12 protein-coding genes and 1 tRNA gene are annotated in these 14,502 nt (G+C 66.0%); 7 read left to right on the top strand and 6 right to left on the bottom strand.

Annotated elements, in window-relative coordinates; genetic code table 11:
• Positions 1-20: 20 nt before the first annotated feature.
• Positions 21-2,207 (top strand): excinuclease ABC subunit UvrB, encoded by a 2,187-nt coding sequence (gene uvrB, locus ACZ2G3_RS08615; RefSeq protein ID WP_470395325.1) that lies wholly within the window; start codon positions 21-23, stop codon positions 2,205-2,207.
• Here the strand turns inward: uvrB and ACZ2G3_RS08610 are convergent.
• Both ACZ2G3_RS08610 and ACZ2G3_RS08605 read right to left on the bottom strand, forming a co-directional pair.
• The gene (locus ACZ2G3_RS08610) at positions 2,204-2,497 is read right to left on the bottom strand and encodes a hypothetical protein (protein ID WP_470395323.1); all 294 of its coding nucleotides are present in this window, start codon (positions 2,495-2,497) and stop codon (positions 2,204-2,206) included. The two genes, uvrB and ACZ2G3_RS08610, sit on opposite strands and share 4 nt — an antisense overlap.
• Positions 2,498-2,583: 86 nt before the next feature.
• Positions 2,584-3,174: a superoxide dismutase family protein gene (locus tag ACZ2G3_RS08605; RefSeq protein ID WP_470395321.1), complete on the bottom strand. Its 591-nt coding sequence runs from the start codon at positions 3,172-3,174 to the stop codon at positions 2,584-2,586.
• A gap of 122 nt (positions 3,175-3,296) precedes the next feature.
• On the opposite strand from ACZ2G3_RS08605, the gene ACZ2G3_RS08600 reads away from it, so the two are divergent.
• Positions 3,297-3,608 carry an ETC complex I subunit gene (locus ACZ2G3_RS08600; RefSeq protein WP_470395319.1) on the top strand — a complete coding sequence of 104 codons (312 nt, stop codon included), beginning with the start codon at positions 3,297-3,299 and terminating at the stop codon, positions 3,606-3,608.
• Positions 3,609-3,717: 109 nt separating this feature from the next.
• A complete protein-coding gene (locus tag ACZ2G3_RS08595) occupies positions 3,718-4,641 on the top strand; it encodes an MYG1 family protein (RefSeq protein ID WP_470395318.1) in 924 nt (307 codons plus the stop codon).
• A gap of 49 nt (positions 4,642-4,690) precedes the next feature.
• Here the strand turns inward: ACZ2G3_RS08595 and ACZ2G3_RS08590 are convergent, their stop codons facing one another.
• The 3 genes from ACZ2G3_RS08590 to ACZ2G3_RS08580 all read right to left on the bottom strand — a co-directional run bounded on the left by ACZ2G3_RS08590 (position 4,691) and on the right by ACZ2G3_RS08580 (position 7,617).
• A complete protein-coding gene (locus tag ACZ2G3_RS08590; RefSeq protein WP_470395317.1) occupies positions 4,691-6,121 on the bottom strand; it encodes an NCS1 family nucleobase:cation symporter-1 in 1,431 nt (476 codons plus the stop codon).
• A 265-nt stretch (positions 6,122-6,386) separates the two neighbouring features.
• Positions 6,387-7,319 carry an IS5 family transposase gene (locus ACZ2G3_RS08585; protein ID WP_470395316.1) on the bottom strand — a complete coding sequence of 311 codons (933 nt, stop codon included), beginning with the start codon at positions 7,317-7,319 and terminating at the stop codon, positions 6,387-6,389.
• Between the two features lie 208 nt (positions 7,320-7,527).
• A tRNA-Ser gene (locus ACZ2G3_RS08580) sits at positions 7,528-7,617 on the bottom strand.
• Positions 7,618-7,724: 107 nt separating this feature from the next.
• Here ACZ2G3_RS08580 and ACZ2G3_RS08575 point away from each other — a divergent pair.
• From ACZ2G3_RS08575 to ACZ2G3_RS08560, 4 genes are all read left to right on the top strand, one after another.
• The gene (locus tag ACZ2G3_RS08575) at positions 7,725-8,660 is read left to right on the top strand and encodes a hypothetical protein (RefSeq protein ID WP_470395315.1); all 936 of its coding nucleotides are present in this window, start codon (positions 7,725-7,727) and stop codon (positions 8,658-8,660) included.
• The gene (locus ACZ2G3_RS08570; protein ID WP_470395314.1) at positions 8,657-9,733 is read left to right on the top strand and encodes an NUDIX domain-containing protein; all 1,077 of its coding nucleotides are present in this window, start codon (positions 8,657-8,659) and stop codon (positions 9,731-9,733) included. The genes ACZ2G3_RS08575 and ACZ2G3_RS08570 overlap by 4 nt, the downstream gene beginning before the upstream one ends.
• Before the next feature lie 114 nt (positions 9,734-9,847).
• On the top strand, positions 9,848-10,879 hold the full coding sequence (locus ACZ2G3_RS08565; RefSeq protein WP_419267840.1) for a cysteine synthase A: 1,032 nt from the start codon (positions 9,848-9,850) through the stop codon (positions 10,877-10,879).
• Between the two features lie 8 nt (positions 10,880-10,887).
• Positions 10,888-13,359 (top strand): DUF3772 domain-containing protein, encoded by a 2,472-nt coding sequence (locus tag ACZ2G3_RS08560; protein ID WP_470395312.1) that lies wholly within the window; start codon positions 10,888-10,890, stop codon positions 13,357-13,359.
• A 43-nt stretch (positions 13,360-13,402) separates the two neighbouring features.
• Here ACZ2G3_RS08560 and ACZ2G3_RS08555 read toward each other — a convergent pair whose 3' ends face one another.
• Positions 13,403-14,491, bottom strand: a complete 1,089-nt coding sequence (locus ACZ2G3_RS08555; RefSeq protein ID WP_419267838.1) for an AI-2E family transporter — start codon at positions 14,489-14,491, stop codon at positions 13,403-13,405.
• Positions 14,492-14,502: the final 11 nt, after the last annotated feature.

The following is a 14,502-nucleotide window of genomic DNA, read 5'->3' as shown; positions in this document are numbered from 1 at the left end:
TCGAACGGATCAGGAACCTCATGGGTCACAACAACACCAACGCGCCGGTGCTGCGCCCCATCGAAGTGACCCGCCCCAAGCTGGAGGGGGGCAAACGCTTTGTCATGCAGAGCGAGTTCCAGCCCGCCGGCGACCAGCCGACCGCGATCAAGGAGCTGGTCGAGGGCGTGGGACAAGGCGAGCGGGACCAGGTCCTGCTGGGCGCCACGGGCACGGGCAAGACCTTCACCATGGCCAAGGTGATCGAGGCGACGCAGCGCCCGGCGATCATCCTGGCGCCCAACAAGACGCTGGCTGCCCAGCTTTACGGCGAGTTCAAGGGCTTCTTCCCCGAGAACGCGGTCGAGTATTTCGTCAGCTACTACGACTATTACCAGCCCGAAGCCTATGTGGCCCGCAGCGACACCTATATCGAGAAGGAGTCGCAGATCAACGAGGCCATCGACCGGATGCGCCACAGTGCCACCCGTGCGCTGCTGGAGCGCGACGACGTGATCATCGTCGCCTCGGTCAGCTGCATCTATGGCATCGGCTCGGTCGAGACCTATTCGGCCATGACCCAGGACATGATCGTCGGCGAAAGCTATGACCAGCGCGAATTCCTGGGGCAGCTGGTCGCACAGCAGTACAAGCGCCTGGATGCCAGCTTCCAACGCGGCAGCTTTCGCGTGCGCGGCGACCTGGTCGAGGTCTGGCCCGCCCACCTGGAGGACCGTGCCTGGCGCTTTGACTTCTTCGGGAACGAGCTGGAGGCGATCACTGAATTCGACCCGCTGACGGGCACCAAGTCCGACACATTTAAACAGATCCGCATCTATGCCAACAGCCACTACGTGACCCCGCGCCCGACGATGCAGCAGGCGATCAAGGGCATCAAGAAGGAGCTGGCCGAACGGCTGAAGCAGCTGACCGACGAGGGCAAGCTGCTGGAGGCGCAACGCCTGGAGCAGCGCACCGCGTTCGACATCGAGATGCTGGAGGCGACCGGGGTCTGCAACGGGATCGAGAACTACAGCCGCTATCTGACGGGCCGGGCGCCCGGAGAGCCGCCCCCCACGCTGTTCGAATTCATCCCCGACAACGCCATCGTCTTTGCCGACGAATCCCACGTCTCGGTGCCGCAGATCGGCGGCATGTACCGGGGCGACTTTCGGCGCAAGTTCACGCTGGCCGAGCACGGCTTTCGCCTGCCCAGCTGCATGGACAATCGCCCCCTGAAGTTCGAGGAATGGGACGCGATGCGGCCCCAGTCCGTTTTCGTGTCGGCCACGCCCGCGCAGTGGGAAATGGACCAGACCGGCGGCGCCTTTACCGAACAGATCATCCGTCCTACTGGCCTTCTGGACCCGCAGATCGAGATCAGGCCGGTCGAAATGCAGGTCGACGACCTGCTGGACGAGGTGCGCCGCGTGACGGCCGCCGGTTATCGGACGCTGGTCACCACCCTGACCAAGCGCATGGCCGAGGATCTGACCGAATACCTGCACGAACAGGGCATCAAGATCCGCTACATGCACAGCGACATCGACACGATCGAGCGGATCGAGATCCTGCGCGACCTGCGGCTTGGCGCCTTCGACGTGCTGGTGGGCATCAACCTGCTGCGTGAGGGCCTGGACATTCCCGAATGTGGGCTGGTCGCGATTCTGGATGCGGACAAAGAGGGCTTTCTGCGGTCCGAGACCTCGCTGATCCAGACGATCGGGCGAGCGGCGCGGAACGCAGACGGCCGCGTCATCATGTACGCGGACCGGATCACCGGCAGCATGGAACGCGCCATGGCCGAAACCGAACGGCGGCGCGAAAAGCAGATGGCGTATAATATCGAACACGGGATCACGCCCCAGACCGTCCGCAAGAATGTGGATGATGTCCTGGCGGGCCTGTGGCAGGGCGACACGGATCAGTCGCGCGTCACCGCCAAGGTCGACCGGCCCCTGATCGGCGCGAACCTTGCGGCGCATCTGGATGCGATGCGGACGCAGATGCGCAAGGCGGCCGAAAACCTGGAGTTCGAGGAGGCCGCGCGTCTGCGCGACGAGGTGAAGCGTCTGGAGGCCGTGGATCTGGCCATCTCGGACGATCCGCTGGCGCGTCAGTCGGTTATCGAGGAGGCGGCCGAGGCGGCCGTCAAATCCTCGGGCCGATCGACGGCCGGGCGGGCAGGGCAGCGGGGCGGCAACAAGCGGTCGAAGCGCGGGCGCTAGCCGCAGGCTACCCGAGTCACGAAGCCCTTGGCATCCACGAACATGGTCAGCCGGGCAGGATTGAAGTCGTTGGTCATCGCGCCCGAGGCCCAGACTTCGCGCTTGCGCAATGTGGGGGGCAGCATGATCTCGCCCACGTTGCGGCCGACCAGGACCTGGTGCTGGCTGGGGCTGCACTGGCGGGCATCGACATCATAGGGGCTGCCGGCGCAGGCAGAGAGGCCAAGAAACAGAAGCGGCATGGCCATCGCCTTGCCGCTCAGGCTGCGTATCCGGGTGGGGGTCGTCATCTCGGTTGCCTCTTGCGTGACGGGTCGTGGCTGATCGGGGCAGGGCCCCAAGGCCCGGCGCGGAACGCCGGGCCGGGATGTCGAGATTATTCGCGGGTCAGGACGCCGCAGGCGATCCGGTCACCGGCGTCGCCGGCAGGCTGGCTTTCATAATCGTCGGCCTTGGCGTGGATGATGAATCCGGTGCCGTCCTCATCGTCCAGAACCTCGGGCGTCAGGTCCGCCACGAAATGTTCGACCATGGCCGTGCCGCCTTCGGCCACATGCAGGTTGGGCAGGTCGCCGACATGCGGGCCGCCTTCGGCCATGACACCGTGGTTTTCGCCGTCCATGGCCAGATGGCCGCCCGCGCTTTTGAAGTCGGGGCCTTCGCAGGCGCCGGTTTCGTGCAGGTGCACGGCCACAACGCCCTGCGGCAGGTTCTGCAGGTCCAGCGTCACGACGCTGACGCCCGATGCGGTGGGCTGCAAGGTGACGGTGCCATGCGAGGTGCCGTCAGCCGCCTCGACCTGCGCGCGGAAGGCGCCGCCAGACGCGGACATGTCGGAACCGCCGGTCGCGGTTTCCATTTCGGTAGCCGGAGCCTCGGCTTCGGGTGCGGCAGCCTCCTGGGCGGAGACAAGACCTGCCGACAGCAGCAGAGCGGCCAGGGCGGGGACGAATTTGTGGTTGGACATAGGGACCTCCTTTTGTCGTCATCCACCCGCCGAACGCCGGCGCCACCGCGATGTTCCGCAGGACTTGAACAGATGCCCGAATTTCGCGATAACCCTTGGGCCATCAGCCGAAGGACAGATCCATGCTCGTGCGTATCTACCAGCCCGCTCGCAATGCCATGCAGTCCGGCACCGCGAAGACCAAGGGCTGGGTGCTGGAGTTTCCGCCCGCCGAGCAGCGCGAGGTCGATCCCCTGATGGGCTGGACCAGCAGCCATGACACTCAGAGCCAGGTTCGCCTGCGCTTTGACACCCGCAAGCAGGCCGAGGATTACGCGCGCGAGCACGGGCTGGAGTTCGTGGTGCAGGAACCGCATCGCCGCGCCCCGAACGTGCGCCCCCGCGGATATGGCGAGAATTTCGCGACCGACCGGCGGATGCCCTGGACGCATTGAGCAGGCAGGCCGGTTCGTGGGGCAGCCATCGTGGCGCCACGGCTTTCGCAACTGATTGATCTTTCGCTGACCGCCCTCGGGCGGTCATCTGCTTTTTCGGATGAGGACCATGACCATTACCCATCTTGTCACCCATTCCGGCGGATTTCATGCTGACGAGCTTCTGTCATCCGTCATCCTGACCCGGCTGCATCCCGGCGCCACGATCATCCGCACCCGCGACGCCGGCTGGATCAGCCCCGCGCCTGAACGTGTGATCTATGACGTGGGGCGCGACTTTGACCCGGCGAGGCTGATCTTTGATCATCACCAGAAGAACCCGCCTCTGCGCGCGGATGGGCAGCCCTACAGTTCCTTCGGCTTGATCTGGCGGCAGTTCGGGCAGGATTACCTGCGCGCGCTGAACCTGCCCGAGGGCCATCTGGAAGGAGTGCATGCCGATTTCGACACGGACTTCGTGCGACCCATCGACCTGGTGGACAATGGCGCGCTGTCGCCTACCGGGCCCTTGGCGGACCTGTCCTTGCCGATGCTGCTGGAGAGCCTGAAGCCCGTCTTTGACGACGACACTGCGGATGCGGAAGATCGGGCCTTCCACGGTGCCCTGGCCATCGCGCGCGCCTTCGTCGAGGCGGCGATTGCCCGCAAGGCCGCCAAGCGGCGCGCCGAGGCCGTGGTAATGGACGCCATCCATGCGGCGGGAGAGGGTCGCGTGCTGGAACTGCCGAGGGGCATGCCCTTTCGCGCAGCCGTTCTGAAGGCCAAGGCAGATCACCTGCTGTTCGTGATCCATCCGCGGGAAACGGACTGGGCGCTGACCGGCATCCGGCGCGACGCCGACGGCTTTGCCTTGCGGGCGGATCTGCCCGAGGCCTGGGCCGGGTTGACGGATACGGCCTTCGAGGCGGCATCGGGTGTTTCCGGCGCGCGCTTTTGCCACAACGCCCGCTTCATTGCCGTGGGTGCGGATCGTGCGGCCGTGGCGGCATTGGCCGATCTGGCCGTCGCCAGCGCCGTACACGCCGAAGTGTGATGCCGAGGCCAGAGGGGCTTGGCGCCCCCTCCGGCCCCGGCGGTTCATGCTATGGGCGTTGGGCAGAGCGGCTGCGCATCACATAGATCACCCCGCCCAGCAGCGCGCCGATCAGCCAGGCATAGCCCGACAGCTGGCTGAGGAAGGGCACCCAGACCGCCGCGACCGAGAAGATCGCCGCAATGGCGAAGGCCACCAGCGCGTGGTCGTTCCAGCCGTTGCCATAGTGATAGCGGCCGCCTTCGGTGCGATACAGATCCTCGACGCTCAGCTCTTGTTTGCGCAGCAGGTAGTAGTCGGCGATCAGGATCCCGTAGAGCGGGGCCAGCGTTGCGCCCAGGGTGTTGACAAAGCCGTCGATGCCGACTTGGCTGATGAAGCTGGTCCAGAGCCCGCCGATGAACAGCGCAAAGACCGAGGTGATGATCCCGGCGCTGCGAAAGCTGATGCGATCAGGCGCCATGTTGGCGATGCCGTTCACCGCCGGGATGAAGTTCGCGACCAGGTTGATGCCCACGGTGGCGGCAAAGAAGGTGATGGCGGCGATGATGGCCAGGATGACGCTGTCCGTGCGCTCGACGATCTCGGTCGGGTTGATCAGCGCTTCGCCATAAACGACAGCCGCGCCGGCGGTCGTCAGCAGCGCCAGCGCCGAGAACAGGATCATGTTCAGCGGCAGGCCCGTCAGGTTGCCAAGGGTCATCGCCCGCTTGTTGCGCGCATAGCGTGAAAAGTCGCTGAAATTGATCATGACGGCCGCGAAATAGGCGACCATCGTGCCCACGATCGCGATGAAGCCCGCGACCTCGGTGCCGAAGGTGCTGTCGGCGCTGGTGAAGATCGTCTGCGCCTGTGACAGCAGCTGCCCGTCCGCGCGGTTCCACAACACCACGACCAGCCCGATCATCACCAGGTAGACGAAGGGACCGGCGATGTTGAGGAATGTCTCGACCCATCCCATGCCGCGCCAGAAGATCAGGATGTGGAACACCCAGACCAGCAGGAACGACATCCAGTCGATGCCGCTCATGCCCATGATCGGTGCGCCGTCGGTGATGCCCGTCAGCGACCGGATCAGCAGGGCCAGCGCCGTCGACGCGAAATAGACCTGCACCCCGTACCAGAAGACCGCCACGATCGCGCGGAGCAGCGCCGGCAGGCGGGCCCCGCGCAGCCCCATGCTGGCGCGCGCAAAGACGGGGTAGGGGATGCCGTATCTTTCACCCGCCGCACCCGACAGGTTGACCAGCACCATGACCAGCAGCCCGGCCGTGATCAGCGCGGCGAATGCGGTCCAGCCGCTGACTCCGTAGGAAATGAACAGCGACGCGACCAGGCTGTAGCCGAACAGCGACTGCACGTCGTTGGCCCAGACGTTGAAGATCGCGAACCATCCCCAGCTTTTCTCGGCCGGCGTGACCGGCCTCAGTGTGTCGTGATTGGCCGTGACCGGCTGCGCTGGCTGCGTGCTGTTCTGCATTCTGTCCTCTCGGGTGGGGCCTTCTGGCCGTTGAAACCTGATCCCTAAGGTGACGGCTGTCCCTCATGTTGAGATTGATAGACCGCCCGGGGGGTTTCGCAAGGAATAACAATCGCATCGAAAGCGCATCACGGCCTGCGGGCATCTCCGGGCAACCGGCCCATCAGTTGCGCATGTGAGGCATGTTCTTTGGGCGTCGTGCCCGGCAATCGGCGATGTTGCGCAAATCAGCCCCGAGCATGACTGCCCCCTTTCCCGCCATTCTTCAGCGGACTGCTTCGATCTCGGCCCTGCCAAGGGCCGAGAAGCGGTTCATGATGGCGATGCGGATCTGGATTTCGGCGGTCTGGCGGGCGGGGTCTCGTGACATGATCCTCTCGCCGAAGAGCTTCAGGCAGTTCATCAAAGCTTCGACCCGACTTCGGGCGTGATAGCCGGTCCACTTCTTCCAGAGCGCCCGGCCCAAGCGCCTGGTTGCCCGCAGGATCTCATTTCGCGCGGCAGCAGCGGGACAGTCTTCTTTCCAGGCGCGGCCATTGCGCCGGATCGGTATGACGGCATCCGCGCCTCGGTCGATGATCGCGCCATGGCATCGTCGTGTATCGTAAGCACCATCTGCGGTGACCGTGCCGATCGTCTCTTCCGGCGGGATCTGCGCCAGAAGCTCCGGCAGCAGCGGGCTGTCGCCTTGGCGGCTCGAGGTCAACTCGACCGCGCGCACATCCCCGGTGCCCGCGTCCATGGCGAGGTGGACCTTTCTCCATTGCCTCCGGCGTGACGGGCCATGTTTGCGGGTCTGCCACTCGCCGTCCCCGCGGAACTTGATACCGGTGCTGTCGATCAACAGGTTCAGGGGCTGCCCGGACGCGCGATACGGGACCTGCACCGCGATCCGCGCCTGCCGGCGGCACAGCGTCGAATAGTCCGGAACCGGCCAATCAAGCCCCGCCATCTGGATCAGGCTTTCAACCAGCCCGACCGTCTGCCGGAGCGGAAGCCCAAAAAGCACTTTCAGGGTCAAGCAGGTCTGGATGGCAGCGTCCGAGAAGGTCTCGGGTCGCCCGCGCTTGCCGGTCTTGTCGGCGTGCCAGACCGTCTCGGGATCGAACCAGACCGACAGCGAGCCGCGCTTGCGCAGCGCCGCATTGTAGTCTGACCAGTTCGTCGTGCAGTAGCGGATCGGGGAAGGCTTCGGCATGCCCTCGACCTAACCCTCAGGACGCGCTCAGTGAATCCCCCTCACTGAGATGTGCAACAAGGTCGCGCTGCCGCAAAAGGGGAGGCTTCAGCCGAAGAGGCCCGCTGACCGACATGCAACAATGACTACGGAAATTCAGCTGCCAATGTGACAGGCAGCATGTGCCGCAGCTTGCTGTGCCGACAAATTTAGACTGCACTTGGGAAAGTGGCGGAGAGGGTGGGATTCGAACCCACGGAACCCTTGCAGGCTCAACGGTTTTCGAGACCGCCCCGTTCGACCACTCCGGCACCTCTCCGCGCTTTTGGGTGGTGAGGCGGGAATTAGAGGGGCGGGGGTTGAAGCGCAAGGGGGTTTGAACGAAAAAAAGCGGGCTGTCGAATTTTTCCACGAAAGGTGCGGGCGATGCTGATGATTCTGGGTCTGGTGGGAGCGTTTGCCCTGCCCGCACTGCCCCCTGGTTCTGCCGCCGTGGAACTGAAGCAGTGGCAACCTCCTTGGCAGATGCAGGCCGGGCTGAACGTTCGCCGGCAGACGGACGTTATGGCCGGGGTCCTCACGGTGGCCGGGCAGGAGGCACCGGAGCAGCGCATCTGGCACGGGCTGGATATGGGCGCGATGATGCCCATCCTGCGCGACGAGGCCGTGCGCGAAGCGGGCCGCCTGGAGGAGGAGGGGGTGATCCAGGGCAACGGTCCGCCCTGGCCCTCCGTCGTCGCACGCATCCACGACATCCGACGGCTGGAAGAGATGTTTCGTGCCGGGGCGGTCGATGCGCTGGATCGCGTGAACGGCGACCGTCTGGACGCAGGGCTGCGCTTCTACGAAGACGGCTTGGGCCAGCGTCTGGTTGCGCTGGAGACGGCCGCCCGGCGTGACCTTCTGGACGAGGAAATCGAGGCCGAGGCACTTGAGGCCTTCGAACGCGCCCTCGATCAGGATGCATCCCGTGCCGAGCAGATCCTGCGGTTGATCGACCGTGCCGACCTGGTCGCGCCGAACGTGGCCAGCGGCCTCAATGCCTCGCTGGCCTTTTCCCGCGGCTTTGCCGATGGCGGGGGCTTTGACATGCCGCTGACCGATGAACAGGCCATGGCCGAGGCTTGGGCGCAGCAGGAGCAGATCGAGGTCGACGCGACGGAATGGCTGCAGGGTTTCCTGATGCTGGCCTACGCCCCCCTGACCGATGCCGAGATGGAGACCTATATCGCCTATGCCAGCTCTCCCGAAGGGCAGGCGCTGGCGCAGGTGCTGTTCGCGGCCTTTGACCGGGTCTTTGCGCAGACCTCCTATGACATGGGTCTTGCGGCGGCCTTGCGGCTGCAGGGCCGGCAGTTGTGAGCCTGGTCCTGACGGGCCCGCTGGCCACGCCGCGGATGCTGCAGGAGCTGGGCCTGCAGGGGCCTGATGTGCAGCTTGGCGGCCGGCTGCTGGGTGGTGCGCGCGCCGGGCTGGATCGCGACGGCTGGCCGGCCCTTGTGCCCGGGCCAGAGCCGCTGGCGGGGGTCGAGGTCACGCCCAATGCGGAACTGGATCGCTATGCCGAGGTCATGGGTCTGCGGCCGCAGGATCACCAGGGCCACCGGGTCATGGGCGTTGCGCCGCAGGGCGAAGGCGCGATGTGGGCCTTTGACGATGCGCAGGACCTGCTGGCGGCCGAGATCGCGGCACAGGTCCTGGCGGCGCCGCCGGATGTCGGCGCCGACCATCTGGCCAGGCGCCTGCCCATGATCGGCATCTGGGCGGGCAGCCGGCTACGGGCGCAGTCCATGGAGCCTTCGGGCGGCGACCTGGTGGCGCGGCGCCCGGCGGGGGCGGTGACGATGCTGCGGGGCAGGCAGCCGTTCGCGGGCTTCTTCGCGGTCGAAGAGCGCCAGTTGACCCATGCCCTGCATGAGGGCGGCGAAAGCCGGCCGATGATCCGCGAGGGATTCATGATGGGGGATGCCGTCGTGGTGCTGCCCTGGGACCCGGTGCGCGACCGGGTGATGGTGATCGAGCAGTTCCGCTTTGCCCCCGCCCTGCGCGGCGATCCCCAGCCTTGGCTGCTCGAGCCTGTCGCCGGACGTGTCGATGCCGGCGAGACGGTGGAGGAAGCCGCCCGGCGTGAGGCGCTGGAGGAGGCGGCTCTGCGGCTGGACCGTCTTGTTCCTTGCTTTCATGCCTATCCAAGCCCGGGCGCTGTCTGCGAGTTTCTTTATCAGTTCATCGGGATCGCCGACCTACCGGACGGCTGCACGGGCATCCACGGCCTGGACGGCGAGGCCGAGGACATCCGCGGCCACCTGCTGCCCCGGGCACGACTGTCTGCGATGGTCGATGCCGGAGAGATCACGAACGGCCCCCTGGCCACGCTGTCGCTGTGGCTGGATGCCCGCGCCGACCGGCTGCGGGCGGAACTTGCAGGCGCCTGAACCCGTTGCTGCCCCGCAGCCCTCGCAGGGGGGGGCCCCCGGGGTTGCCCCCCGACACCCTGCATGTGTAGGTATTCGGGACTGTGAACTCACCCGGAAAGAAGGTCGATCGCCATGCGAATCTGTTCTGATCTGGCCGACGCGATCGGCAACACCCCGTTGATCCGCCTGAAGCGTGCCAGCGAAGAGACCGGCTGCGACATCCTCGGCAAGGCGGAATTCATGAATCCCGGCCAGTCCGTCAAGGACCGCGCCGCGCTCTATATCATCAAGGACGCGGTGGCGCGGGGCGAACTGCGGCCGGGCGGCACCATCGTCGAGGGCACGGCCGGCAACACCGGCATCGGGCTTGCGCTGGTCGGCGCCTCGATGGGTTTCAAGAGCGTCATCGTGATCCCCGAGACCCAGAGCCAGGAAAAAAAGGACATGCTGCGGCTGGCCGGCGCGATCCTGGTCGAAGTGCCCGCCGCGCCCTATAAGAACCCCAACAACTATGTCCGTTATTCAGGCCGCCTGGCCGCGGAATTGGCCAAGACCGAGCCGAACGGCGCCATCTGGGCCAACCAGTTCGACAATACCGCCAATCGCCGTGCGCATCTGGAAACCACCGGCCCCGAGATATGGGAGCAGACCGGCGGCAAGGTCGACGGCTTTGTCTGCGCTGTGGGTTCGGGCGGGACGCTGGCCGGCGTGGCCGACGCGCTGCAGCATCGGGGCGTCAGGATCGGCCTGGCCGATCCGGAAGGCGCGGCGCTGCATTCCTTCTACACCACCGGCGAATTCGACAGCCCCGGCAGCTCGATCACCGAAGGCATCGGGCAGGGGCGCATCACCGCGAACCTGGAAGGCTTCACCCCGGATTTCAGCTGGCGCATTTCGGACGAGGAGGCGCTGCCGATCGTCTTTGACCTGCTGAAGAACGAGGGGCTGTGCCTGGGCGGGTCGTCGGGGATCAACGTCGCCGGCGCCATCCGCATGGCGCGCGAGATGGGCCCCGGCCACACGATCGTCACGATCCTGTGCGATTACGGCACGCGGTATCAGACCAAGCTGTTCAACCCCGAGTTCCTGCGCGCCAAGGGCCTGCCGGTGCCGGACTGGCTGACCAAGACGCCGCCGCAGCTTCCCGAAGTCTTCGAGGGCTGACCTGATCCATGCGCCATATCATTGCCTGCCTGCTGGCTGTCCTGCTGGCAGCCACTGCCGTTCCCGTCATGGCCCAGCAGGCCGAGACGCCCAACTACCAAACCTGGGAACTGGTCGCGGAGCGGGCGGAAGGCCTGACCACCAACGCCCAGGCCACGAATGAGGAACTGGGCCAGACACGTGCCCGGATCGTCGAGTGGCGTGATCGCCTTCAGGCGGGGCAGAACGTCAATGCCGACCGCATCGCCACGCTGCGCAACCAGATCGAGGCGCTTGGCCCGGTGCCCGCCGAAGGCGAGACCGAGGATGCGGATGTGGCCGCGCGCCGCGCCGAGCTGAACCAGCAGCTGTCCACCGCCCAGGCCCCGCGCCTGGCGGCCACGGAGGCTGCCAGCCGCGCCAATTCCATCATCGCCCAGATCGACGAGATCATGCGTCAGCGGCAGGCGCTGGAGCTGGCCAAGCAGACGGACTCGCCGCTGCTGCCGGGCAGCTGGGCCGAGGCTGCCAATGATGGTCTGACCCTCCTCGACGGCGTGGCCGCCGAGATTTCGGGACGCGATGCCGCGCCCGAGACGTGGCAGAACCTTCGCGGGCAGATGCTGCAGGTCGCCTTCTACCTGATCGCGGCGCTGCTGCTGCTGACCTATGGGCGCGCCTGGATCGGCAGCCTGCCGTCGCGCCTATCGGCCCGCGCGTCGGAATATTCGCGCGCGGTGCTGGCTTTCGTCGTCTCGCTCGGGCAGATCGCCATTCCGATGGTGGGGATCTTTCTAGCCATCAATGCCGTCAAGGCGACCGAACTGCCCGGCGCCTGGACCACCCCCTTTTTGAATGCCCTGCCGGTCGCCGGCGTGATCCTGTTCAGCGGCATCTGGCTGGCACGGGCGCTGTTTCCGCGCCAGGCCATTGCCTATACCTCGCTGCACATGGGCGAGGGGGCGCGCGTCTCGGCCGCGACCATGGTGCGCGCGCTGGCGCTGGTCATGGCGGTACATCACGTGTTGTCGCGGGCCGTCCTGCCGCTGTCGGGCCTCTACGAGCAGGGCGAGGCGCAGGTGGGCCGCGTGCCCGTGCAGTTCTCGGAAGCCTCGGCCGGGGTCTGGCACCTGGTCCTGATCACGCTGGCCGCCTTGGGGATGGTGCGGCTTGGCAACATCCTGCGCCGCCTGACGCGCGATGCCGTGACGCAGGACCTGTCCTATCGCCACTGGATCGTGGCTTGGGCCGGACAGCTGACGCGGTTCCTGGCACCGGTTGCGGTCGTGGTCACCGCGGCCGGCTTTGTCAACCTGGGCAACCTGATGGTCTGGCCCTGGCTCTTGTCGCTGGCGCTGGTCGGGTTGCTGATCCTGCTGCAGGATTTCATCGCCGATGTCTTCAACATGCTGCAGCGCGGAGCCGAGGGCGCGCGCGAGGGGCTGGCCCCGCTGCTGACCGGCTTCGCGCTGGTCCTGCTGTCGGTGCCGCTGTTCCTGTTCATCTGGGGCGCCACTTGGGAGGAGCTGGGCGAATACTGGCTGCGCTTCCGCACCGGGATCAGCCTGGGCGGCGTCAACCTGTCGCCTGGCGCGATCCTGACCTTCCTCGTGATCTTCGCCATCGGCTATGTCCTGACCCGCGGCCTGCAGGGCGCGCTGCGCAATTCGATCCTGCCCAAGACCAGGCTGGATGCCGGCGGTCAGAACGCGGTCGTCTCGGGGATGGGCTATATCGGGATCGTGCTGGCGGCGCTGATGGCGATCACCTCGGCCGGGATCGACCTGTCGGCCTTTGCCATCGTCGCGGGCGCGCTGTCGGTCGGCATCGGTTTCGGCCTGCAGAACATCGTGTCGAACTTTGTCAGCGGGATCATCCTGCTGATCGAGCGCCCGGTCAGTGTCGGAGACTGGATCAGCGCAGGCGGCCAGCAGGGGATCGTCAAGCGCATCTCGGTCCGCTCGACCCAGGTCGAAACCTTCGACAAGACCGAGGTGATCGTCCCGAACAGCGACCTGATCAGCCAACCGGTCATCAACTGGACGCGGCACAACAAGGTCGGCCGCATCATCATCCCCGTGGGCGTCGCCTATGGCAGCGACACCCGCAAGGTCGAGCGCATCCTGCGGGAACTGACCGAGGATCATCCGCTGGTCTCGATCGATCCCGCGCCGGCGATCCTGTTCCGGGGCCTCGGGGCGGATTCTCTGGACTTCGAGGTCAGGGCCATCCTGGCTGATGTCGGAACCGGACTGGGCGTCACCTCGGACCTGCTGCACGAGATCGTCCGCCGCTTTTCCGAGGAAGGGATCGAGATCCCCTTCGCGCAGCGTGACATCTGGCTGCGCAATCCCGAAACCCTGCATGGCGGCGGGGCCCGGGATGATGCGCCCCGTGAACCTGCCCCGCCGCTGAAGATCCCCGACCCGCGCCTGACGCGCGACGAGGGAGCCGATGCGCCGGGCCTGCCGGACATTGCAGCCGACAGCGAAGGGCGCTGAGCGTCCGGCGCATCCCAAAAGGGGTGCGCCGCCTGCTCATGGGTCAGGCCGCGATCTTTGCGTCGTCGGGATCTCCGCTGCCGTCGTCGGGCAGCCCTTCGCGCGACAGCATCACCGCGACGGGGCGCAGCCAGGGAATGTGGGCGCAGACGATCATCAGGGCGACCATGATCGGCACGGCCAGGAACATTCCCGGTATCCCCCAGACCGCCCCCCAGAAGGCCAGCGACAGGATGATCCCGAAGCTGGACAGGCGCAGCGTCTGACCCAGCAGCATCGGATCCAGGATGTTGCCGATGACGAATTGCACCACCGTGATGGCAATGCCGATGGCCACCGTGATCGTGGTGTCGCCGGTCAGCACGAAGACCAGGATGGTGCTGATGACCGTTGCCGCGATCGAACCCACGGAGGGCACGAAGTTCAGCACGAAGGTCAGGATCGCCACGGCGGTCGCAAGCTCCAGCCCGGCAAAATTGAAGATCGCCCAGACCAGCCCCGAGGTGACGGCGCTGACACCGGTCTTGACCACCAGGTAGCGGTTCACCCGGTGCATGATCGAGGCGATGATCCGCCGCACCTGCACGGCGCGTTCGGCGTCGCCCGTCAGCCGTTCGACCTTGACCGGGAACCAGACCTGTTCAGCAAACATGAAGCCCACGAAAAGGATCACCAGAACGCTGCCCGACAGGATGCCCGAGGCCTGTCCGGCCAGCGAACGGATCCAGCCGGTGATGTTGAAATTGGTCAGTGCGGTGATGATGCGTTCCTGCGCCTCGGGGCCCAGACGCTCGGTCAGGGCGGGCAGGGCGGCCTGCGCGCGTTCGGCATAGGTGATCGCCAGGAACACGATCTCGTTGACCTGCGCCAGGATCGTTGTGGAAATCCACAGCAGGCCAAGCGCGATGCCGATCAGCGCCAGCGTTGTGGCGAGCCAGTTCGGCACCCTGAGCCGCGTCGAAATCGCGTAGATCGCATCAGAGGTCAGCGAAAACAGGATGATCGCGATGGCCAGAGAGATCAGGATGAACCGCGCCTGAACCAGCATGAACATCAGCAGCGAAAAGGCGATGATCCCCAGAAAGCCGGTCTGCAACCGCTCTCGCAACACCGAGTCATTCGCTTGATCCAAGTCCGGTCCCC

It is taken from the genome of Paracoccus sp. KKT209 (assembly GCF_055635455.1).
The sequence above is the reverse complement of the archived record's forward strand: the minus strand, read 5'-3'. Positions and strand labels throughout refer to the sequence as shown.